At 42.9% G+C, this 22,091-nt stretch carries 25 protein-coding genes; 9 read left to right on the top strand and 16 right to left on the bottom strand.

The genetic code is table 11. The annotated features are described in order from the left end of the window. Nucleotides 1–25 precede the first annotated feature (25 nt). From RWS24_RS04235 to lysS, 5 genes are all read left to right on the top strand, one after another. The gene (locus RWS24_RS04235; RefSeq protein ID WP_002894996.1) at nt 26–883 is read left to right on the top strand and encodes a glycoside hydrolase family 25 protein; all 858 of its coding nucleotides are present in this window, start codon (nt 26–28) and stop codon (nt 881–883) included. A 142-nt stretch (nt 884–1,025) separates the two neighbouring features. Continuing rightward, nucleotides 1,026–1,874, top strand: coding sequence for a DUF368 domain-containing protein (locus RWS24_RS04230; RefSeq protein WP_314365727.1), 849 nt, complete (start codon nt 1,026–1,028; stop codon nt 1,872–1,874). Continuing rightward, complete coding sequence (locus RWS24_RS04225; RefSeq protein WP_314365726.1) at nt 1,867–2,352, top strand: aminoacyl-tRNA deacylase; 486 nt, start codon at nt 1,867–1,869, stop codon at nt 2,350–2,352. Before RWS24_RS04230 ends, RWS24_RS04225 begins: the two co-directional genes overlap by 8 nt. 62 nt (nt 2,353–2,414) lie before the next feature. Continuing rightward, complete coding sequence (locus tag RWS24_RS04220) at nt 2,415–3,050, top strand: histidine phosphatase family protein (RefSeq protein ID WP_314365724.1); 636 nt, start codon at nt 2,415–2,417, stop codon at nt 3,048–3,050. Nucleotides 3,051–3,150: 100 nt separating this feature from the next. Then, a complete protein-coding gene (lysS, locus tag RWS24_RS04215; RefSeq protein ID WP_004186175.1) occupies nt 3,151–4,641 on the top strand; it encodes a lysine--tRNA ligase in 1,491 nt (496 codons plus the stop codon). 96 nt (nt 4,642–4,737) lie between these two features. On the opposite strand, the gene RWS24_RS04210 is transcribed toward lysS, so the two are convergent. The 3 genes from RWS24_RS04210 to RWS24_RS04200 are packed head-to-tail and all read right to left on the bottom strand — an operon-like array spanning nt 4,738 to nt 7,851. Then, a complete protein-coding gene (locus RWS24_RS04210) occupies nt 4,738–6,006 on the bottom strand; it encodes an ABC transporter permease (RefSeq protein WP_314365720.1) in 1,269 nt (422 codons plus the stop codon). Next, nucleotides 6,006–6,704 (bottom strand): ABC transporter ATP-binding protein, encoded by a 699-nt coding sequence (locus RWS24_RS04205; protein WP_125342328.1) that lies wholly within the window; start codon nt 6,702–6,704, stop codon nt 6,006–6,008. Before RWS24_RS04205 ends, RWS24_RS04210 begins: the two co-directional genes overlap by 1 nt. Continuing rightward, a complete protein-coding gene (locus RWS24_RS04200) occupies nt 6,688–7,851 on the bottom strand; it encodes an efflux RND transporter periplasmic adaptor subunit (RefSeq protein ID WP_314365717.1) in 1,164 nt (387 codons plus the stop codon). Before RWS24_RS04200 ends, RWS24_RS04205 begins: the two co-directional genes overlap by 17 nt. Before the next feature lie 209 nt (nt 7,852–8,060). Here RWS24_RS04200 and gorA point away from each other — a divergent pair, with 209 nt between their 5' ends. Continuing rightward, entirely contained in the window at nt 8,061–9,410 is a 1,350-nt protein-coding gene (gorA, locus tag RWS24_RS04195) for a glutathione-disulfide reductase (RefSeq protein ID WP_314365716.1), read from the top strand. A 351-nt stretch (nt 9,411–9,761) separates the two neighbouring features. Here the strand turns inward: gorA and RWS24_RS04190 are convergent, their stop codons facing one another. Continuing rightward, nucleotides 9,762–10,493, bottom strand: coding sequence for a cyclase family protein (locus tag RWS24_RS04190; RefSeq protein WP_314365714.1), 732 nt, complete (start codon nt 10,491–10,493; stop codon nt 9,762–9,764). A 470-nt stretch (nt 10,494–10,963) separates the two neighbouring features. On the opposite strand from RWS24_RS04190, the gene RWS24_RS04185 reads away from it, so the two are divergent. Further along, nucleotides 10,964–11,509, top strand: coding sequence for a biotin transporter BioY (locus tag RWS24_RS04185; protein WP_314365711.1), 546 nt, complete (start codon nt 10,964–10,966; stop codon nt 11,507–11,509). 24 nt (nt 11,510–11,533) lie between these two features. Here the strand turns inward: RWS24_RS04185 and RWS24_RS04180 are convergent, their stop codons facing one another. Further along, nucleotides 11,534–11,746, bottom strand: a complete 213-nt coding sequence (locus tag RWS24_RS04180; protein ID WP_002897227.1) for a YdbC family protein — start codon at nt 11,744–11,746, stop codon at nt 11,534–11,536. A gap of 90 nt (nt 11,747–11,836) precedes the next feature. On the opposite strand from RWS24_RS04180, the gene RWS24_RS04175 reads away from it, so the two are divergent. Next, nucleotides 11,837–12,193: a hypothetical protein gene (locus RWS24_RS04175; RefSeq protein ID WP_002899965.1), complete on the top strand. Its 357-nt coding sequence runs from the start codon at nt 11,837–11,839 to the stop codon at nt 12,191–12,193. 26 nt (nt 12,194–12,219) lie between these two features. Here the strand turns inward: RWS24_RS04175 and RWS24_RS04170 are convergent, their stop codons facing one another. From RWS24_RS04170 to RWS24_RS04160, 3 genes are all read right to left on the bottom strand, one after another. Then, a complete protein-coding gene (locus RWS24_RS04170) occupies nt 12,220–12,543 on the bottom strand; it encodes a CHY zinc finger protein (RefSeq protein WP_314365705.1) in 324 nt (107 codons plus the stop codon). Nucleotides 12,544–12,615: 72 nt separating this feature from the next. Next, entirely contained in the window at nt 12,616–13,902 is a 1,287-nt protein-coding gene (locus RWS24_RS04165) for a U32 family peptidase (RefSeq protein ID WP_314365701.1), read from the bottom strand. 220 nt (nt 13,903–14,122) lie between these two features. Then, complete coding sequence (locus RWS24_RS04160) at nt 14,123–15,052, bottom strand: peptidase U32 family protein (RefSeq protein WP_314365699.1); 930 nt, start codon at nt 15,050–15,052, stop codon at nt 14,123–14,125. Between the two features lie 130 nt (nt 15,053–15,182). On the opposite strand from RWS24_RS04160, the gene RWS24_RS04155 reads away from it, so the two are divergent. Then, nucleotides 15,183–15,485, top strand: coding sequence for a DUF3270 family protein (locus RWS24_RS04155; RefSeq protein ID WP_002894977.1), 303 nt, complete (start codon nt 15,183–15,185; stop codon nt 15,483–15,485). Between the two features lie 121 nt (nt 15,486–15,606). Here RWS24_RS04155 and RWS24_RS04150 read toward each other — a convergent pair whose 3' ends face one another. From RWS24_RS04150 to RWS24_RS04115, 8 genes are all read right to left on the bottom strand, one after another. Beyond that, nucleotides 15,607–16,086 carry a YtxH domain-containing protein gene (locus RWS24_RS04150; RefSeq protein ID WP_314365697.1) on the bottom strand — a complete coding sequence of 160 codons (480 nt, stop codon included), beginning with the start codon at nt 16,084–16,086 and terminating at the stop codon, nt 15,607–15,609. Between the two features lie 15 nt (nt 16,087–16,101). Next, a complete protein-coding gene (locus RWS24_RS04145) occupies nt 16,102–16,500 on the bottom strand; it encodes a DUF948 domain-containing protein (protein WP_002897219.1) in 399 nt (132 codons plus the stop codon). Between the two features lie 57 nt (nt 16,501–16,557). Then, nucleotides 16,558–17,343: a prolipoprotein diacylglyceryl transferase gene (gene lgt / locus RWS24_RS04140; RefSeq protein ID WP_314365694.1), complete on the bottom strand. Its 786-nt coding sequence runs from the start codon at nt 17,341–17,343 to the stop codon at nt 16,558–16,560. Next, nucleotides 17,336–18,271 carry an HPr(Ser) kinase/phosphatase gene (gene hprK, locus RWS24_RS04135; protein WP_314365692.1) on the bottom strand — a complete coding sequence of 312 codons (936 nt, stop codon included), beginning with the start codon at nt 18,269–18,271 and terminating at the stop codon, nt 17,336–17,338. The genes lgt and hprK overlap by 8 nt, the downstream gene beginning before the upstream one ends. A 138-nt stretch (nt 18,272–18,409) precedes the next feature. Further along, nucleotides 18,410–18,901 (bottom strand): NUDIX hydrolase, encoded by a 492-nt coding sequence (locus RWS24_RS04130; protein ID WP_314365689.1) that lies wholly within the window; start codon nt 18,899–18,901, stop codon nt 18,410–18,412. A gap of 206 nt (nt 18,902–19,107) precedes the next feature. After that, nucleotides 19,108–19,383: a PspC domain-containing protein gene (locus RWS24_RS04125; protein WP_032907817.1), complete on the bottom strand. Its 276-nt coding sequence runs from the start codon at nt 19,381–19,383 to the stop codon at nt 19,108–19,110. A 139-nt stretch (nt 19,384–19,522) separates the two neighbouring features. After that, nucleotides 19,523–19,960 (bottom strand): SprT family protein, encoded by a 438-nt coding sequence (locus RWS24_RS04120; protein WP_004192856.1) that lies wholly within the window; start codon nt 19,958–19,960, stop codon nt 19,523–19,525. Next, nucleotides 19,947–22,079 (bottom strand): Tex family protein, encoded by a 2,133-nt coding sequence (locus RWS24_RS04115; RefSeq protein WP_004192858.1) that lies wholly within the window; start codon nt 22,077–22,079, stop codon nt 19,947–19,949. Before RWS24_RS04115 ends, RWS24_RS04120 begins: the two co-directional genes overlap by 14 nt. Nucleotides 22,080–22,091 lie beyond the last annotated feature (12 nt).

The following is a 22,091-nucleotide window of genomic DNA, read 5'->3' as shown; positions in this document are numbered from 1 at the left end:
TTGTTTTAAGTTAAAATAAATCAGTATGAGGAAGAGGATTAAACCGCTTGCAATCCTAATTTTCTTTGCTTCTTTTATCGCTTTTATTTTGATAAGTAAGCAAATTACTGACTCTCAGGAAAAGCAAGCACAGGCAAAAATTTCACAAACTAAACAAACTCCAAGTTCCTCAAAAAAAGAGGAAACATCTGATGATTCGTCTTTGGATGAAGAGTTTATTTCCAGACCAATCATTGACATTTCTGGCTGGCAGCTGCCAAGTGAGATTAATTACGACTTACTCGCACAGAATGTTTCAGGAGTAATTGTCCGTGTTCATAGTGGAGCGCAGGCAAAAAAAGAAAACGCAGCAACTCATCTGAATGGTCTGGACAAGTCTTATGAAAGACATATCAAAGAATTTCAAAAGCGCAACATCCCTGTCGCTGTCTATGCCTATGTGGCCGCCAATAGCAAAAAGGAAATGGAAAAAGAAGCTGAAAGTTTCTACAAGGCTTCTGCCAAGTACCATCCAACCTATTATTGGCTAGACGTCGAAGAAAAGACCATGTCTGACATGAATGCGGGAGTTGAAGCTTTCCGAGCCAAGCTAGAGTCACTTGGTGTTAAAAATATTGGTATCTATATTGGAACTTATTTTATGGAAGAGCATAGCATCTCTACCGATAAGTTCACAGCTATTTGGATTCCGACTTATGGTAATGACGACGGCTACTACAATGCCGCACCAAATACTGAGCAAGATTACGACTTGCATCAGTACACATCACAAGGTCAGTTGACTGGTTTCTCTCATTATCTTGATTTGAACCAGCTGTCAACCTTGAAAGACCAGACAGCTACTTATCAAAAGCTATTTACAGTTCCTAAAGAAAGTCAATAGCTCAGAACGACAGCTCAAATCTCAAAGACTGCTGTCGTTTTTTATTGTCAAATAATAGGAAATTTCCAGCCGTTTCCTCTTAATAAAGCCTATATTTTATGATATAATGATTTGATAAATGAAATTAGAAAAGGAAAATACAATGATTTCTTGGTTGAATAGAACTTTCAAAGGAATGGTCATTGCACTTGGCTTTATTTTGCCGGGAGTTTCAGGCGGTGTTTTAGCAGCTATCTTAGGTATTTACGAGCGCCTGATTCATTTTTTAGCACATTTAAAGGAAAACTTCGTCGAAAATGTTCTCTATTTCATACCAGTTGGAATCGGGATGATTCTAGGAATCGCTGCCTTCTCCTATCCTGTCAATCTGCTACTGGACAACTACAAAGTGATTGTCCTTTGGGGATTTGCCGGAGCTATCATCGGGACTGTTCCTAGCCTCATTAAAGAGTCTGTTGCTAAAAGTGAGCGTGATCGGATTGATATTCTCGTTTTCTGGGTCAGCCTCATCGTCTCAGGAATTTTTCTTTATTCCCTAAACGGTATGGTCGGCACCTTGCCAGCCAACTTTCTCTCTTTTATCTTAGCAGGAGCCCTGATTGCACTGGGCATTTTGATTCCCGGACTCAGTCCGTCCAACCTTCTCCTGATTTTAGGGCTCTACGCTCCTATGCTAAATGGCTTTCGCAAACTGGATCTCTTGGGTACTTTTCTTCCTATCGGAATCGGAGGTGCCTTGGCTCTGATTCTCTTCTCCAAGCTGATGGATCATATTTTGAAAAACTACTACTCTCGTGTCTATCACTTTATCATTGGCATCGTCCTTTCCAGTACACTTCTCATTGTAGTACCACAAGCAGGAAACAGTGAAAGCATCAGCTATGCTGGAGTGTCTGTACTGACCCTGGTCCTTGCTGCCTTTTTCTTCGGCCTGGGAACCTGGCTGGGACTCTGGATGTCACAATTAGAAGAGAGATATACTAATGGCTAAAAAAACAAAAATCAAAAAAACACTGGTCGAGCAAATTTTAAGCAAGGCTAAGATTGAACATAAAGGTCTGCAGCTAAATGCCTTAGCAGAACAGCCTGCCGAAAGCTTGGACCGTTCCCAGATTTATAAAACCTTAGCCTTGACAGGAGACAAGACTGGCACACTAATCGGTATCCTACCTATTACAGAGCATCTGTCCGAAAAGAAAATGGCCAAGATTTCCGGCAATAAAAAAGTCAGCATGATTCCTCAGAAAGACTTAGAAAAGACAACGGGCTATATCCACGGAGCCAATAATCCTGTCGGTATCCGGCAAAAGCACAACTTTCCAATCTATATCGACCAGTCAGCTCTAGAGCGAGATAGCATCATCGTGTCAGCTGGCGAAGTCGGCCGCAGTATCGAAATCAAGGCTCAAGATTTGGCGGATTTTGTTCAAGCTGACTTTGCAGATCTCAAGGAAAATCCTAGCTCATAATTCTTCAATACTGCACCTAATATTCTCAATAAACTCTAATAAGAAAGAAACAATCAACCACTATGAAATTATACTTTGTCCGACACGGAAGAACGGAATGGAATCAGGAAGGCCGCTTTCAGGGAGCCAGCGGTGATTCGCCACTTTTGCCAGCCGCCGTTGAAGAACTGCATACCCTAGGAAAACATCTGGTTCAGACACAATTTGGCAAAATTTACAGCAGCGACCTCCCACGCGCCGTTCGATCTGCTGAGATTATCCAAGAAGAAAGCCAGTTTCCGACTGAAATCGTATCAGTACCTGAACTGCGAGAATGGCAGTTGGGAAAACTGGAAGGCGCAAAAATCTCTACCATAGAAGCCATCTATCCGCACCAGATGACTGCCTTCCGCCACAATCTCTCGCAATTTAATCATACGTTTTTTGATGCTGAGTCGGTCTATCATACAACCCACCGAACCATTTCCTTTATCAAGACCTTAAAGGACAAGGGCTATGAACAAGTCCTCATTGTCGGGCACGGAGCCAACTTAACCGCCAGCATTCGGACTATGCTGGGCTATGACACACCTCTTTTGCGCAAGAATGGCGGTCTGACCAATGCTAGTATCACCATCCTTGAAACAGAAGACTTTGAGAATTTTGAGCTGATCACTTGGAATAATACGGATTACTTAGTTGAAAAGGCAGAAAATTAAAGCTGGATTTCTAGCTTTTTTTCTTACTTTATAGCCAAATATAGATGAATTTCCCTATCTTTTGTGATAAAATAGATAGGAAAACTTTTGGAGGAAAAACATGACTACTGAACATATCGAGGAATTAAACGACCAGCAGATTATCCGCCGTGAAAAAATGGCTGCGCTGGCTGAGCAGGGAATTGACCCTTTTGGCAAACGCTTTGAGCGAACTGCTAACTCTGCTCAACTGAAAGAAAAATACAACGATAAAGATAAAGAAGAATTAAACGAACTCAATGAAACAGCTATTATCGCTGGCCGTCTCATGACCAAGCGCGGCAAAGGAAAAGTTGGCTTTGCCCATATTCAAGATCGTGAAGGCCAAATCCAGATTTATGTTCGTAAAGATGCGGTTGGTGAAGAAAACTATGAAATCTTCAAAAAGGCTGACTTGGGAGATTTCCTCGGTATCGAAGGTGAGATTATGCGGACAGATATGGGGGAGCTTTCTATCAAGGCGACACACCTTACTCATCTGTCTAAGGCTCTGCGTCCCCTGCCTGAAAAATTCCACGGTCTGACAGATGTCGAAACCATCTACCGCAAGCGTTATTTGGATCTGATTTCCAACCGCGAGAGCTTTGAGCGCTTTGTTACTCGTTCAAAAATTATCTCTGAAATCCGTCGTTACTTGGATGGCCAAGGCTTCCTTGAAGTTGAAACTCCTGTTCTCCACAATGAGGCAGGCGGTGCTGCTGCCCGTCCATTTATCACCCACCACAATGCCCAAAACATTGACATGGTACTTCGTATTGCAACCGAACTTCACCTTAAACGTCTTATCGTCGGTGGTATGGAGCGAGTTTATGAGATTGGCCGTATCTTCCGTAACGAAGGAATGGACGCAACTCACAATCCAGAGTTCACTTCCATTGAGGTTTACCAAGCCTATGCAGATTTTCAAGATATCATGGACTTGACGGAAGGCATTATCCAACACGCAGCTGTCTCTGTAAACGGAGATGGGCCAGTCAACTACCAAGGAACTGAAATCAAGATCAACGAACCATTTAAACGCGTTCACATGGTCGACGCCATCAAGGAAATTACTGGTGTTGACTTCTGGCAAGATATGAGTTTTGAAGAAGCTGCTACCTTGGCCAAGGAAAAGAAAGTTCCGCTTGAAAAACACTTCACCGAAGTTGGCCATGTTATCAATGCTTTCTTTGAAGAATTTGTGGAAGAAACCTTGATTCAGCCAACCTTTGTCTACGGTCATCCTGTAGCAGTATCACCTCTGGCTAAGAAAAATCCAGAAGATCCACGCTTCACGGACCGTTTCGAGCTCTTCATCATGACCAAAGAATATGCCAATGCCTTCACCGAGTTGAACGATCCAATCGATCAATTATCTCGTTTTGAAGCACAGGCAAAAGCTAAAGAACTGGGTGATGACGAAGCAACAGGCATTGACTATGACTTTGTCGAAGCTCTGGAATACGGTATGCCACCAACTGGAGGCCTAGGAATCGGTATCGACCGTCTGGTTATGTTACTAACAGACGTGACTACCATTCGCGATGTCCTACTCTTCCCAACGATGAAATAATCTGTATTTTTACGATATTCAGAAAACAAATCCTGCTGGAATTCCAGCAGGATTTTTACATCACAAAAAAGTCTGGGGAACCAGACTTTTGTTGTATTATTCATATCTCAGTGCTTCAATTGGATCCAGTTTAGAGGCTTTATTGGCCGGTAAGATTCCGAAGAGAACACCGATGGTTGCTGAGAAGAGAAGGCTAACGATGCTGACCGTGAGTGATACTGTCACTGGAGTTCCTTCCAGCATTTGACTCATGGCCGAGCCTAGTACAGACGCAAGTCCCGCAGCTAGAACCAGTCCAATCAACCCACCAATCAGTGTCAAAATCATAGACTCAATCAAAAATTGCATCAGTATGTTGCCACGTGTTGCTCCCAGAGCTTTCCGCAGACCGATTTCACGAGTCCGCTCAGTGACCGATACCAACATGATATTCATAACGCCGATACCACCAACAAAAAGTGAGATTCCGGCGATGGCACCGATAACTCCTGTCATGGCACCATAAATATTTTGCACTTCCTGATAGAGGGCACTATCATCCGTCACTTGATATTCTCCCTGTTGGAGACCAGCAATTTCTGTTAATTTCTTGGCAACCTTAGGACCAAGTTCTGGAACCAAGCTGGTATCATTCACTCGAAGAACAATCTCTGAAATCTCATCTACTCCAAAGTTGGCAGCTATGAGAGTATTGGTCGTAATGGCATTGCCACCATAGACCTGCATGGAGCCAGATGCAGCAGCAGTTTCAGGATCTCTATAAACCCCAATCACCCTATAGTTACTGGCACCCACTGTCACAATCTTATTGATTGCTTCTTCAGCGGAAGAAAAGAGAGTCGCAGCCAGATCTTCGTCCAGCAGCACAACACTGGCAAAGCCTTGATAGTCTTGCTGCCTCAGACCCCTTCCGGCGATAATCTTATATTTTTTCACCTGAATATAGGTCATGTTTGCTCCGACAAAGTTGACGCGCTCAGCCTTCTTATTTTCGTAGCTAAAGGTTTCCATAGCAGAGTTGGTCACATAATAACCGTCCACTCCCTTGATATGGGTCAATTCCTTAACCCAGGCTTCCTGAGCCTTGGGTGGCTCCACCACTTCTTCGCTTTCATCTTCCACATTTACAGAATAGAGATCAGCTGTTTGTGTATAGGAGCCGTCCTTGCTCTTTTTAGGAGAAAAAACAAGACGCATGTTTTTCTGACTTTTGGTAAAACTCTCATTGACCCGTCGGGTAATGGAATCTCCTAAGGCCATGATAACCACAACCGAAGCCACTCCGATAATAATCCCAATCATGGTCAGGAAAGACCGCATCTTGTGTCCAAGAATGGAGCTAATGGCAAATTTCCAGTTTTGCATTAGGCTAGTCCTCCTTCCTTAGCGCTATCAGATGAGATGACACCGTCACGAATGACAATCTGCCGTTTGGCATAGGCAGCAATCTCAGGCTCGTGGGTTACCATGATAATGGTTTTCCCTTCTCGATTGAGCTCAGTCAAGAGCTCCATAATCTGCTCACCAGTCTTAGTATCCAAGGCTCCTGTTGGTTCGTCAGCCAGAATCAAAGAAGGATTATTGACCAAAGCACGCGCAATGGCTACCCGCTGCTTCTGTCCTCCGGAAAGCTCTGAAGGCAGGTGATGCATCCGCGTGTCTAGCTCCACCTTGGTCAGAAACTGCTCGGCCAAGGACTTGCGCTTAGATAGACCGACACCTGCATAGATCAAGGGCAGCTCCACATTTTGCAAGGCATTGAGCTTAGACAAGAGAAAGAACTGCTGGAAGACAAAGCCGATTTGCTTATTTCGAACCTTGGCCAGCTTCTTATCACCTAGCTTAGCGACTTCTTCGCTTCCTAGATGATATTCACCAGTGGTCGGACGATCCAGCATCCCAATGATATTCATCAGAGTAGACTTACCAGATCCAGACGGCCCCATGATGGCAACAAACTCGCCCTCATCAACCTCCAGACTGATGTCTTTTAATACCTGCAGTTCCTGGTCTCCATTGCGATAGCTCTTATTAATATTTTTTAACTCAATTAGCTTCTTCATAAGATTTCACCTCTTGACCGTCTTTCAAGCTATCTGTCGGATTGATGATAACTTTACTATCCTTTGTCAAACCAGATGAGATTTCTTGATTTTCAGCATCAGCATTTCCGAGCGTTACTTCTGTCTTCTTAGCAACTCCTTTTTCCAGGACCCAAACATAGTTCTTGTCTCCGTCCATTACCACACTGCTAACTGGCACAATGAGTCCCTGAGTATTGTTTTTAACTTCGATATTGACAGAGAAGCCTTGTTTGAGCTCACCAATCTCGCTGGTAATGTCAATTGTAAATGGATATTTGGAACCTGAAGCTGTTCCGCTACCACCTGTTCCAGATGGTTGAGCCGCTGCCTGCTGGCCGTCTTTTGGATAGTTGGAAATGTAGCTGATTTTACCAGTCCATTTCTTATCTGGGTAAACCTTTGATGTAATGGTCACTTCTTGACCAACAGACAAATTAGCCAAATTGTATTCGGACAATTCACCCTTAATCTGCAGATTACCATTGCTAACGATGTGAACCAAGGTTTGAGTGGCGCCTGTTGTTGATTTTGAAACATCGCGGTTGACTTCTACGACTGTACCATCTGCTGTGCTGGTCACTGTCAAGGCATTGAGAGTAGCTTGTGCTTTGTTCATATTATCCACTGCATCAGCTCGAGCATCGCGCAGGTCAGCTGCCTGAGACTCCACAGAACGCTGAGCCTGAGCTTCAGACGCCCCATCTGCTTCTTCGTCGCCAGTCGTATTTACAATCACACCATTGGTCTGCAAGTCATGCAATTGACGATCAGCTTTGCTAACCGCCCGAGCAGCTGCATCATAAGCTGCCTGAGCCTCTGCACTTTTATAAGTTACCAACGCTTGACCGGTAGTCACTTGGTCGCCTACATTGACCAATACATTTTCCAAGTCACCCTTGGTGCTGTCATAGTAGATGTACTGCTCATTGCTGGCTGTGACATTTCCTGTCAGCAAGACTGAAGAAGCCACTGAACCTTCCTTAGCCTTCTGAACCAGCGGAGTCGTGTCGACAGGCATCTCAGAAGGATTCCCTCCGTTTAGAAACATGAAGAGAATTGCTCCTACAACAACTGCAATCGTAGCTCCAATAATGCTAAATAATTGCCATTTCTTTAACTTTTTCATCTTTTTTCCTCCTCTTGATGAAAACGATTTTCTTTTGTTATATTATATCACAAGGCTATCATAATTCTTCTAAAAAAATTTACAGTTTTTCACAAATGGTTGCTATTTTATCTCAGATAGTCACTCCATTTAAATCCGTAGCAGATTTTTGCATTCACCTGCTAAAAAAGGTACAATTACCTCATATAATAGAAGGAGATTCTAACAAGATGAAAGAATTTGATATGATTGCTATTGGCGGTGGCAGCGGGGGAATTGCTACCATGAATCGGGCCGGCGAATACGGTGCCAAGGTTGCCGTTATTGAAGAAAAGAAACTGGGTGGCACCTGTGTCAATGTCGGCTGTGTCCCAAAGAAGATTATGTGGTACGGAGCCCAAATTGCAGAAGCTATCCAGCATTATGGACCAGACTACGGCTTTACCTCTGATAATCAGGCTTTTGATTTTGCTACCCTTCGGAAAAATCGCGAAGCTTATATTGACCGAGCACGTTCATCTTATGATGGTAGCTTCAAGCGGAATGGGGTTGAGCTGATCGATGGCCGTGCCCGCTTTGTGGATGCAAACACTGTCCAAGTCAACGGCGAGCTTATACGCGCCAAGCACATTGTCATCGCGACGGGTGCTCATGCTGCTATCCCAAATATTCCTGGCGCAGGCTACGGCGAGAATTCCGACGATGTCTTTGCTTGGGAAGAGTTACCTGAATCTGTAGCCATTGTCGGAGCAGGCTATATAGCAGTTGAGCTAGCTGGCGTGCTCCATGCTCTAGGAGTTAAAACAGATCTTTTTGTTCGTAAGGAACGACCACTGCGCAACTTTGACAGTTATCTGATTGACGGCCTGCTCCAAGAAATGGAAAAGTCTGGACTCCAGCTTCATACTCATAAGATTCCACAAAAGCTGGAAAAACTGCCTGATGGTCAGCTCAAGCTCTACTTTGAAGATGGCAGCAGTCACACAGCCCAGCATGTTATCTGGGCCATCGGCCGTAAGCCTAATGTTCAAGACCTTAATCTAGAAGCAGCTGGCGTCACTCTCAATGAACGAGGCTTCATCGCTGTAGATGAGTACCAAAACACTGTGGTTCCAGGTATCTATGCTCTCGGCGATGTAACAGGTGAAAAAGAATTAACTCCTGTTGCCATCAAGGCTGGTCGAACTCTGTCTGAACGTCTTTTCAATGGCAAAACAAATGCTAAAATGGACTACTCAACTATTCCAACTGTTGTCTTCTCCCATCCTGCTATTGGGACAGTCGGCCTGACTGAGGTAGAGGCTATTAAGACTTACGGAGCAGAAAATATTCACGTTTACACATCTAGCTTCACATCCATGTATTCAGCTGTTACCCAGCACCGCCAACAGGCCAAGTTCAAGCTCATCACTGCCGGTGAGGATGAAAAGGTCGTTGGCCTGCACGGCATTGGCTACGGAGTAGACGAGATGATTCAAGGTTTCGCTGTTGCTATCAAGATGGGCGCTACCAAGGCTGACTTTGATGCTACAGTTGCCATTCACCCGACTGGCTCCGAAGAATTCGTGACTATGCGATAAACATTCAAAATCAGAAGAGGTTTGGTATTCCAGCCTCTTTTTGACTTCTGCTACCATTTTATAATAAAGATCATGACCATTCCATAACTTAATCTTTCATTTTACTATCGAATCTTACATTTTTGTAAGATTACGATTTAAGCTATTTCAGATTCATTTGACTTTCCTTTCAAATATCAATCTAATAGAAAAAATTCAGATTTTTTCAGACTATAGACTACTGCATCACTATTTTAAAGGGTAAATTGTCAAATATCCATTAAGAAATTCCAAAGATTATAAAAAGCGATCTTTTTATTAGTTATTATATGAGACAAGGAGCCTGAAATGAAACCTCAGACTCCTTTTTCTTTATGGTAAAATAGCCACTGCCCTCACTGGTGAACCGCTGGCTTGATGCCAGTTGGGAAAGCTAATCAAGATGAGAGCACCCTTAGCCGGCAACTGATCCAGATTGGTCATAACTTCTAGCTGATAAATGTCCTGCTCCAAAAGATAGTATTCATTAAGCAATCCATGCTCCGCTGTAGGAATCCCCGCATCTGTATCAAAAGTTTCGTGACCTACCGCCTTGACACCACGCTCATGGATAAGAAGCTCTAGAGCATTTCGACCCCACCCAGGAGTATGCTGAATCTCCTGAGCATCCAGATTGCGCATAGCTGATTGGCTTGGCCAACGCTTGGACCAATCTGAGCGAAAAGCAACAAATGTCCCTGGCTCAACTCTCCCGTGCTCCGCTTCAAAATCCAAAATATCTTGCTTGCCCAGAATAAAGTCCGGATTCTCTGCTACTTCCTTAGACTTATCAATAACCACCAAAGGCAGGAAAAGATCTTTTAGCTCAATCTCTTCCAACCAGCGACCACCCTCCACAAAATGAATCGGAGCATCAATATGAGTCCCGTACTGGCCAACTACAGAAAACTGCTGAACATGAAAACCGTCTTTCAAAGTGAAAATATCCTTTTTTTCCAAGGCAGGCAGAGCTGGAAAATGCGGACTGTCTTCCTTAATCTGATGGGACAAGTTGACCCATTTTTTCTCCTGTAGTTCCTGATAAATTTTTAATAAATCTGTCATAGCCTTCTCCAATCTAGTCAGTCTTGCTTCGAGAAAATGTTGATTACGCACCCACACCTCTAGCAAAAACTCTTATTTACTTTTGCATTATTATATCAATCAAAGTGTGCTGCTGCAATTCTTTATAGCTCTTTTAGATAATCCTTTTTTATTGATAATAATATAGTTTGAAGCTATAGCTATTTTTTCTAATGAAAACTATTCAAACATTGAAAATTTTGATATGATAGAACAAAGCAATCCAGAAACGAGGAAACTGATGAGTAAAACAAAAAAAATTATTGCAGCCTTGGGCATCCTTTTATTTAATATTTTTGGCCTTATCGCCTTCTTTGTCTTGATTATCAGAAGCAAGAAACGAAAATAAGAATCTGTCTGTATATTTGTCTCGTCCGATTAAGAAGGACTTGACTTTTTTTTATTTAGCTTTTAAAATAGTTACCATAAAATAAAAAAGAGGTTTACTATTTATGAACAAAAACAAAGCATTTCTTCTTGCCCTCCCAGCTATAGGAGCTGCTTTCCTAGCTGTCCTGTCCCAGTTAACTATTTCCATTGGTCCCGTTCCCATTACGTTGCAGACTTTTGCTGTCGGTTTGATTGCAACGATTTTCAAACCTCGCGAAGCGGTTTTGTCAGTTTTTATTTATCTGCTGCTGGGAGCTATTGGCCTGCCAGTCTTTGCTGGAGGAAGCGGTGGTTTTCAGGCTCTCTTTGGCCCAAGCGCCGGATATCTCTGGTTCTACTTACTCTTTGCGCTTGTCACATCCAGTCTGACACATAAGGATAGTCCCTTCTATATGATTTTTATAGCCAATGTCTTGGGCGACGCTCTCGTCTTTGTCGGCGGTATCCTAGGACTGCATTTCTTAGGAGGTCTTGATTTCTCTAAAGCCATTGCGGTTGGTCTGACTCCTTTTATCCTGCCTGATCTGCTGAAGATGGTCTTCATTACCATTATCAGCATCCCTATTTTTAAGAGTCTGAAATTCCATTCCTACTTTTCAGAGAAATAGAAAAAACTGATAGAGCTTTCTCTATCAGTTTTTAAATGCATCCACGAGAACTTGGAATTCTTCATTAGAAAGTGTAATTCCCTTGCCCATCTTGCTGTGGTCTGGACTCCAAGTCCGAATATCATACTTAGCTGGTGCTCCGTTAAAGCTAACTCGGTTGAGTTCCTTGGTCCAGCCCTTGTCATTTTCAGACAGGACCAGAAGTTTTTCTTCGATTTCGAATGTAAATTCAGCCATATTTCACCTCTTGTTTTATTTTCCAACTATTAATTCGTAAAAGAATTTACAATTTAGGGAATTTTGTTATATAATATATTGTAACAAGTTATGGAGATTTTAGCTATGAAAAAATATCTCGAAATGATTTTACAAAGAGCCAACGAATTTATCAGTGGCAAAAAAAATGAACAAGGACCAGAGGACAGCGGCCGCATTCTGCGTACCATCGAGCTAGCTCTGCGAAAACAATCTGGTGTCCACGTTATCTTTCTGGATAAAAGCTTCACTGGCGATATTGTCAAATACGATCGCGAGCGCCTGCAGCTGATTATCAAGAATTTCAAGAAAAGTATGACCACTATTATCCGCGTGCAGGACATCAAGCGAATCAGTCTCGTACCCAATAATATCCGTGAAGCCCAAAAGAAAGACATTCGCATCACCAACCGTCGTTTCAAAAGATAACTCTTCCATCCAGTTGGATGGAAGAGTTATTTGTTTGTCTGAAAATAAATTGATCGATGCTTCTTGCATCCTGGATTAAAAGGATGAGCGCAGAAAGGGCAGGCATCCTCACAGCCAAGATACTGAGAAATAGTCAGCTCTGTCCTGCAATGACCACAAAGAACTACTCGATCTTCTGATCGACTCACAGGATAGGACATAAAAGCATGATCTTCGCAGCGGTCATGACAGAGAAAGCACGGATAGTATTTCTGACAAGCAAAGCACTTAAGGGCTATGATATCTCTCTCACTGTGATAATGCTGGCAGCGAGTCTCCTCATCAAGAATATCTCCGTAAACCTGAATCATGCTATTTCCTCTCTGAAAACCTCTATTCATAAAAATGTCTTTTAGATTAAAAAGCTACCTATGAATAAAAGATTAAGCTCGGACGGTCACGCTAGTACCATCTTCCTTGTAAAGATTAATCAAGCCTTCCTTTCGAGCCCGCACCATATCGCCAGCCTCTACGGGCTGCTCCAAGTGAATGGTCAGAAGCTCCATCGGATTAGGAGCCCTATCAATTTTGTTACCTTCAGCATCTCGAAGGTCTGTGATAAAGGTTTCAAAATGACGGAAGCCCGGTCCGTAAAACTCAACCTGATCCCCTTCATGAATAACATTGCGCTGACGAATAGTCGCTGTCTGACTGTCTGCGTCATAGGCTACTACTTCTGCTATAAATTTGTATTCTGGGATCTTGCGTCGCGCTCCGAAAAGCTGCTCATTCTCAGTTGGAGTATGATAGTAGAATCCTGTGGCCAATTCTCGTTGAGCAACCTTCCACATCTCATCGACCAAATCCTGCTTGATAGCTTCGAACTTTTCAGGACTTTCTAGATAAGCATTTACAGCTGCTTTATAGCAGTTAGTCACAGTGGAAACATAATGAATAGACTTCATCCGTCCCTCAATCTTCAAGCTATCCACTCCGTTTTCAATCATGTCTGGTATGCGGTCAATCATGGACATATCAACTGCGGACATAGAAAATTCTTCTGGAACTTCACCTTTCAAGCTCTTACGTTCTTGTCCAAAAGGCATATCGTAGAGGTCATATTTCCAACGGCAGGATTGTGAGCAGCCACCACGATTGGCATCGCGCATACTCATGTGGTTGGATAATGTACAACGGCCGGAGTAGGAAATACACATCGCTCCATGAACAAAGGCTTCTATTTCAACGTCAGTCCGTCGGCGAATTTCAGCCAGCTCAGCCATTGACACTTCGCGAGCTAGGACAACACGAGTCAGACCTAAGTTCTTCCAAAACTCCAGCGTTTCATAGTTGGTCGCACTGGCCTGAGTTGACAGGTGGATTTCCAGACCAGGTGCTTCTGATGCTGCAATAGCAATCAAAGCCGGATCTGAAACAATGACAGCCGCAATCCCGATGTCTCGCAATCGTCGGAACCACTCACCAGCTCCCTCTTCATTTCCCTCGTGCATGACCATATTGGCCGCGACATAGACCTTGGCACCATAACTAGCCGCAAACTGAACCCCTTCTTCCATCTGTTCAAAGGTAAAGTTCCCAGCCCGACTGCGCAGACCATAGGCCTGTCCGCCAATAAAAACAGCATCTGCTCCATATCGAACAGCTACTTTTAGCTTTTCCAAAGTACCAGCAGGCGATAACACCTCTGGTCGTTTCAACTTTCTTGCCATCATTTTCTCCTATTTGCAATATAAAAGTGTTGATGTCTAATCCTTATTATTTTATAGTAATTTACCCCTAAAAGCAAGGTTCTTTGAATTATTTTCACAATTCTAATTTTCGAATTAATTCAAAAAAAACAGTTTGGAACATATATTTTTTACTCATGTTTTAGAAATCTTATTTTTGTTCTCAAAAAAGAACTCCTAAAAGGAGCCTTAGTTTAAATATTTATTTTACCATATCAGGGTCATAGTCATAAAATCCGGTATCGAGAAAACGATTTTTCGGATGCAGTTTGTGAATCGCCTCATCCAGCACAAAGGCTTGATCTGAGCTAAACTTGCCTGCCTCAATCAAATCCCTTGCCTCTACAAAAATCTTAGCAATCTCAACAAAGTTGTGGCCTGGCGTGTATAGACCTTCTAGCTTCCAGTGGCAGAATCCATGATTAACCAACTCTATAAGCTTGGTCATCAAATCCAAGTCATTATTGGCAAAAATATGAGTACCATGATTGTCCTCAAAAATCGAATAATGGCTCTGCGGATCGCTTGGTTCCGCCAGAAAGAGGTCTCGCTCCCGTGTCTTTTCATCATCGATATGAGTAAAATTATAGTAATTCTGCAAAAGAGGACGCTTGGAGTGATGGATGACACTAGCTCCGTATACCAAGACTTCAGCAGGAATTTCCAGAATTTCTGGCATCTTAAAAAGCTCAGCAGAAGGAATCTCACGCGCTAGGACAGCTTCTAAAACTCCTGCGTTCTTAGCCCAAAAGTTAATCTGACGGCTGCTGGTAACCATGGTCGAGGCATCGTAAATGGTCTTTAATTTATAACCATCGCGCTGCAGCACATAGAAAACACCAGCATCACCAACGGTAATATAATCTGCCCCAATCTCCTGGAGAAAATCAAGATAGGGTTTGATCTTATCCATCATTTCCTGATGCATGAGAGCGTTCACCGCAACGGTCAACTCTTTTCCTGCTTGGTGAACCAAGTCAGAAATTCGAGTTAATTCGTCTAAACTAAAATTATGAGGTAAACGAAGGCCATAATTTTTCTCGCCAACATAAATTCGATTGACATTTGCCTCCAAAAGTTTCTCAACTTGCTCTATACTTTCAGCTGTTGCTGTAATGATTATCTTTTTCATAAAACCATTATAGCAAAAAAATATAAAGGAGTGGTTTTTCATTCGAATTTATTCGTTTTGTAACTCTTTTGTAATATTTAAAACTGCAAAAAAATGGTAGAATTAGAGGGTACTGTAAGGAGAGAGAATTATGCACGTAAGAAAATACCAACAATATGATGACCCAACTGACTACTACTACCAAGAAATTGAATCTGAACAAACACCACTCTATCAAGAGTACTTACCTGAAGCAGAAACATCACCAAGATTAAGCGAACTCTTTTTCTTCTTGAATATTGCTGTTTTCTGTGTCTTGACAGTTTTGTTTAGTTTTGTATTTTTGAGCTTGAAAATGAATACATTTATGTCCTTCACTTTGGCCATTGCTTCCAGCCTGATTAGCATTCAATCTTATCGCTTGTTCGCAAAGAAACGCCAAACTAGCAAATAAACCAACCTTGTGATTCTACGATTTTAAAATATAAGAAAAACCGACGACGCTTTAAGTCCTCGGTTCTTTTTTTCACTCTTGTAAACAAAGAAGACTAGCAAAATTGCTAGTCTTCTTTGTTTTATTTTTCTTCTTGATTATCAGTTTCAGCAGTCTTTTCTTCTTGACCTTCTGTCGCTTCTGCTCCGAAGTCAATGATGATTTCTTCTGAAGGTTCTTCTTCCTCTTCGAAGATCACAGGTTCTTCCTCAGCTAAGCTGCTTTCTTCTTTATCAAATTTTTCTTTGATTTCGTTAAACTTATCTTGTGAGTAGTCAACGACAGATTTTGTCGTTTCTTTGACAGATTCGATGACTGTTTCAGTTGTAATCTCGCCTTTCTCAACCTTTTCTTTGGTTTGTTGAATTGCACTGACAGCTTGATTTGAAAAGTCTTTAGCGGATTGAACGACAGCTTCGTGTATATCATCAGGATTTTCTTGGTATTCCTTAACAAAGTCCCGAACCTTATCTGTCGTTTCCTTTCCTTTCTTACTGGTCAGAAAATAAGCAGCAGCTGCACCAGTAACGGCGCCCAATAACAGTGATGAAAATTTTCCCATAATAGACCTTCTTTCTTATTTTTTAAACAATTTTGAAGCAAAACGCAAAGCAGATAAACCAGCCGTAGTTTTGACGGTTCCCTTACCAGCAGACACTGCTTTTTTACTCAGCGTACGCGCCTGAACGTTCAAATCTGAAACGGACTCAGACAGGTCCGCAACAGCTGTAAACAAAGGATCAATGGTTGCGACTTTTTGATTGATGTCGTCAGTTAAGACATTGACCTTGGCCAGTAAATCATTGGTTTGGTGAAGAGTCACGTTGACATCAGAAGTCAAGACCTTGATGGTATTTTCTGTTTCATCTAGCATTTTACCAGCTTTCTCGCCCAGATTTTTGACAGTAATCGTCAAGTAAATCACGAAGATAATGAGGGCTACCGCTAGTAAAGCATAAGCAATTTCAATTATCATATTTCTCTCCTTTCATTGCAGACATCTCTTACAAGAGTCAGCGGCTCTATGCATTTCTTATTCTTGATAATAAGGGGCTTGCTTTTTTCTTTGGTAAATGATGATGCCAATTCCGACAAAAATAAGAATCAGCGACAACCATTGGGAAACACGCAGACCAGCAAACATGAGACTGTCCGTCCGCATACCCTCAATAATCATCCGACCAAATCCATACCAGATTAGATAGAAGGCGGCGATTTCTCCCTGTCTCAGCAACTTAGGCCGACGGCGTAGAACAATAATCAAGATAAAGCCAAGTAGGTTCCATAGAGATTCATAGAGGAAGGTTGGCTGTCTGTAGCTGCCTTCAATATACATATTTTCACGAATAAGGCTAGGCAGATAGTCCAAACTCTTAACTGCCGCACCATAGGCCTCATGGTTGGCAAAATTCCCCCAGCGACCAATACTCTGGGCAATCATCACACTTGGTGCTGCAATATCCAGAAAATCAACTGGATGAATCAGCCTTCTCCGACAGAAAAAGTAGAGAACGATAGCACCAGCTATCAGCCCACCGTAAATGGCAATCCCGGCTATTCCGCCATTCCAAAAATCAATGATTTTTATCAGATTCTTACCGTAATAATCCCATTCGAAGGCCACGTAATAAAGCCGGGCACCCACGATGGCTACGGGAAAAGCCACTAGGATAAAATCCAAAATATCATCAGGAATAATCTTCCGACGCGGAGCCTCTTTCATGGCTAGATAGACGGCCAAGACCAAGCCTGTGACGATACAGATGGCATACCAGCGAATACTGATAGGCCCAAGTTGGATAGCTACTGGATCAATCATATTTCACCTCATTTCGGCTAATTAAGTCAGTGAGGCGCTCTTCAAAGATCTTAGTAGCATCATAACCCATTTGCTTAGCTCGATAGTTCATAGCTGCAGCCTCAATCACAACCGAGATATTGCGACCGGTCTTCACAGGAATCCGAATACGCGGAATTCTGACGCCGGCAACCTCCAGCTCTTCTGTATCATTGCCCAGACGATCAAAGGTCTTATGGACATCAAAGTTTTCCAGATAGACAGCTATCTGAACCTGAGAAGAATCTTTGACAGCACTAGCTCCGTAAAGGCTCATGACATCAATGATACCAACACCACGAATTTCCAACAAGTGGCGCAGGATTTCAGCCGGCTCTCCCCAAAGGGTCATTTCATCCTTGGCATAGATATCCACTCGGTCATCCGCAACCAACCGATGGCCACGCTTAACCAACTCAAGCCCTGTTTCACTTTTACCAATTCCGCTGTCCCCTTGGATGAGAACCCCCATGCCATAGATATCCATCAGAACACCATGAACACTGGTTCTCTCAGCCAGCCGTGAATCAAGATAGCTGGAAATTTCTCCAGACAAGCGACTGGTAGAGGTTTTGCTTCTAAGAATAGCAATCTGCTTCTCATCAGCAGCACTAATCATTTCTTTAGGAATCTCTAAATTTCGAGCAATGATAATCACCGGCGTCTCAGGCTGGAACATTTTCAGCAGCACCTGATGGCGATTATGAGAGCTCATCTTCATCAGATAAGACCACTCTTTCATCCCAATCAGTTGTATCCGCTCGGGTGTATAAAAATCAAAATATCCAGTCATTTCAAGTCCAGGCCGAGAAATATCTGAAGTTTTAATTTCTTTCTCCAGTAAAACTTTATCTCCGTACTCCTGAGACAGACGAGACATTTTTAAGAGGTCTTTGACCTTTACTGACATTGTCTTCTCCCTTCAAATTTGTCTGCTTCTATTATAGCAAATTTTTACCTCAAAAGAATCTTTAAGATTGATTTTAGGTCGAAAAAATATTTTGATTTAAATCAACTTTTTAGTGAAAATAGAAAAACAGCCGCGACATCAATCAATCAGGCTGCTGAGAATTTTCTTTTGCTTCTTAAAACAAGGATGGTTTTCTACAAAGGCCGGGACCTCTTTCAGGGGTAACCAGACATGAGCATCTGTTTCGCCTTCCTGATAGCGGACTTGACTCTTATCGCCAGACACAACCACCTCATAGTAGTCGAAATGGCACTGATCTTTGACAGAGCACACTTGCTCCAAAAGTCTGATGCTATCAGGAACCAGGCCTGTTTCTTCTTCTAATTCACGTAGTGCAGCAGTCTGACTATCCTCTCCAGCCAGCACACTGCCGCCTGCTCCGAACTCATAGAAGCCAGGATAAAGGCTTTTATTGGATGACCGCCGCATAAAGAGAATATCACCATCCTGATGGCGAACCAAGACATTAACACATAGATGAAACTGTCCTTCAGAAATTTTTTCTCCTCGAACCAGGAGATGAGGGAGTTGATTTCGATTTAAGTCATAAGCATTCCAAACTTCTGTCACATTTCCTCCTTGGATGAATTGCTAATATTTTGGTGGAGTTTTTAAGTGTAGATTTACCTGGTTTTCTAGCCTGCTTCTTTTTGAGAGGTTATCTAAAAGAAGCAAGCAGAAAATTAATCACGGTATAGAAATGTCTTACTAAAACATTCCCTACTTGCAAGTAAAAAATCGGGAGTGAATCCCGAAATTTTCTATTTTATTAAGAATTACCAAAACCAGCCGTCTTTATCGTCTTCGATAGCTTCTGCTTCTTTTCGTTTGCGTGGACCAGTTCCGTACATTTCTTCTTCTATGTCTTCTTTATAGGGCATAACCATAGCCAGCAGGATATAGATGAGAATTCCCAAGCCGAAATTGACCACAGTAAAGATAATAAAGAGGAAGCGCACCAGACTCAGATCAAAATCAAATTTATCACACAGACCGGACAAGACACCGGAAATCAGTCGATTCTTTTTCAACTTATAGAATTTCACGTTCATGATAGAGACCTCAATGATCATATTTACTTTATTCTACCACATTTCACAGAAAAACAATCGGGCCAAAGGCTGATTATACCTTAGAAAATTCATTCTTTTGAAAAAAGAGAGTTCTTCAAGGAACTCTCTTGCTAATCTATCAAGCTTTCTCTGATAAACAGAGCTTGCCCATACAGCGTCCGCAACGGTATTTTTGAAGATTGACTCTGCGTCTGCGACGGATAAGTGCTCCGCAGCTCAGACATTCATAGATGAGAAGGGATTGCGAATCTGACAATGAGGGGGCGTAGCGCAGACCATCAACTAGCTTGAGCAGGTCTTTAAAATCTCGATCCCCATGGCGGTATCCTTTACCCTGATAATATAGGTGATAGTGAGCCAGCTCATGGCGAACAATTTTTCGAAAAGTCTCCAACCCAAAAGTTTCATAGATTTTTGGGTTAAAATCCAGATGTCCGTCTTTAGGAAAGAAGCGTCCCCCTGTAGTGCGGAGACGCTTGTTCCAATAAGCTTGGTGGCGGAATTCCCAGCCAAAATCCTCAGCTGAAACCCGCTTGACATAGTTAGTTAGATTCATTTGGTGCTATCAGAGAGAGGTTGACCTTCTCCCGCTCCACATCCAGTTTATCCACCCAGACTGTGACTAAATCGCCAACAGATAGGACCTGACTAGGATGCTTGATATAGTCAGTGCTCAGCTTGGAGATATGAATGAGACCGTCTTCGTGGATACCGATATCCACAAAGGCTCCGAAATCGACGACATTACGTACGACCCCTTCCAGCTTTTGACCGATACGCAGATCCTTGATATCCAAGACATCCTGCCGCAGAACTGGCGCATCAAAGGAATCACGCAAATCCCGACCAGGCTTGAGCAGATCAGCAATAATATCTTTGAGGGTTTCTTCTCCCAAGCCCAGCTCTGCAGCCAAACTAGCAACCCGAACAGCCTTTAATTTGGCTTGGGCCGCTTCATCCAAACTGCTGATTTCCAGACGCTTAAAGAGCTCCTCCACCGCCTTATAAGACTCTGGGTGAACGCCTGTATTGTCTAGCAGATTATCACTCTCGGGAATACGCAGGAAGCCGGCTGCCTGTTCAAAAGCTTTTGCACCCAGACGCGGCACTTTCTTGATGGCCTCGCGAGACCGAATCAAACCTTCTGTTTCCCGATACTTGACAATATTTTCTGAGATAGTTTTATTAAGACCAGCTACGTGGGCCAGCAGTGCAGGACTGGCGGTGTTGATATTAACTCCGACTTGGTTGACCACGGTATCAACGACAAAGTCCAGGCTTTCAGACAGCTTTTTCTGGCTGACATCATGCTGGTACTGGCCAACCCCGATAGACTTAGGATCTATCTTAACCAACTCTGCTAAAGGATCCTGCAGACGGCGGGCAATGGAAATAGCTGAGCGCTTTTCAATAGTCAAATCTGGAAATTCATGACGAGCTAGTTCACTAGCAGAGTAAACAGATGCTCCGCTTTCATTGACGATGACATAGCTGACAGTTGGATGGGATTTCAAAACTTCTGCTACAAAAGCTTCACTTTCTCGGCTGGCAGTTCCGTTTCCGATGGCAATGATTTCCACGCCAAACTGCTCAATCAGCTCCGATAACTCTTTCTTAGAAGCTTCAATCTGAGCTGGCTTTGCTGGCGCTACTGGATAAATAACATGAGTCGTCAGCATCTTACCTGTCGCATCAACAACAGCCAGCTTGGCTCCTGTCCGAAAGGCTGGGTCAAAGCCCAGTACTACGCGACCTTTGAGAGGAGCAATTAGGAGAAGATGACGGAGATTATCTGAAAAGAGCTGAATCGCTCCATCCTCAGCGGCCTCAGTCAGCTCGGTCCGAATACGGCGCTCCATGGCTGGAATGATTTTCTTTTTGACCGCTTGCTGAACAGCTTCAATAATATAGGCATTTTTCACCTTGAAACGTACTTCAAAGAAGCGCAAGATCTTCTCAAGATTGTGCTCAAAACCAACCTTGAGAATACCTTGCTTCTCACCACGGTTAAGGGCCAGTGTCCGGTAGCCTTGCATGGTCGCTACTTTTTCGGAAAAATCATAATAAATCTGGAAGACCTGCTTTTCATCCAAATCACCGTCTTTGAGACTGGATACGATAAAAGAATTGGTCTGCATCTCATGGTAGGTCCAAGCCCGCAGCTTAGTATCTTCGGAAATTGCTTCAGTCAGAATATCCACTGCTCCAGCAAGAGCAGCTTCTGCTGTCGGAAAGGCTTCACTAGTCAGTTTCTCAGCTTCTTCTTGCAAGTTAGCCGCATCCTGTAGGATGAGGCGGGCCAAAGGAAAGAGACCTGCTTCACGGGCAATAGTAGCCTTGGTACGGCGTTTCTCCTTATAAGGAAGATAAAGTTCTTCCACATCAGCCAGCTTTTCAGCAGCCTCAATCTCAGAGCGCAACGCATCCGTTAGTTTTCCCTGCTCCTCAATTTTAGCTAAGACCGTCGCTTTACGCTCTGCCAAAGCAGTCATGCTCTTATCTAAGTCGATGATCGCCTTAATCTCGACCTCATCCAGATTTCCTGTCATTTCCTTACGGTAACGAGCAATAAAAGGAATCGTATTCCCTTCAGCGGTCAGATCTAGGACCTGTGATACTTGGCTTTCTTTAAGGCCCAATTTCTGGGCAATTTTTTCAATATTTATATTTTCCATAACAATCCTATT

Source organism: uncultured Streptococcus sp. (assembly GCF_963528215.1).
Classification (GTDB): domain Bacteria; phylum Bacillota; class Bacilli; order Lactobacillales; family Streptococcaceae; genus Streptococcus.
This window is presented reverse-complemented; position numbering and strand designations above follow the sequence as displayed.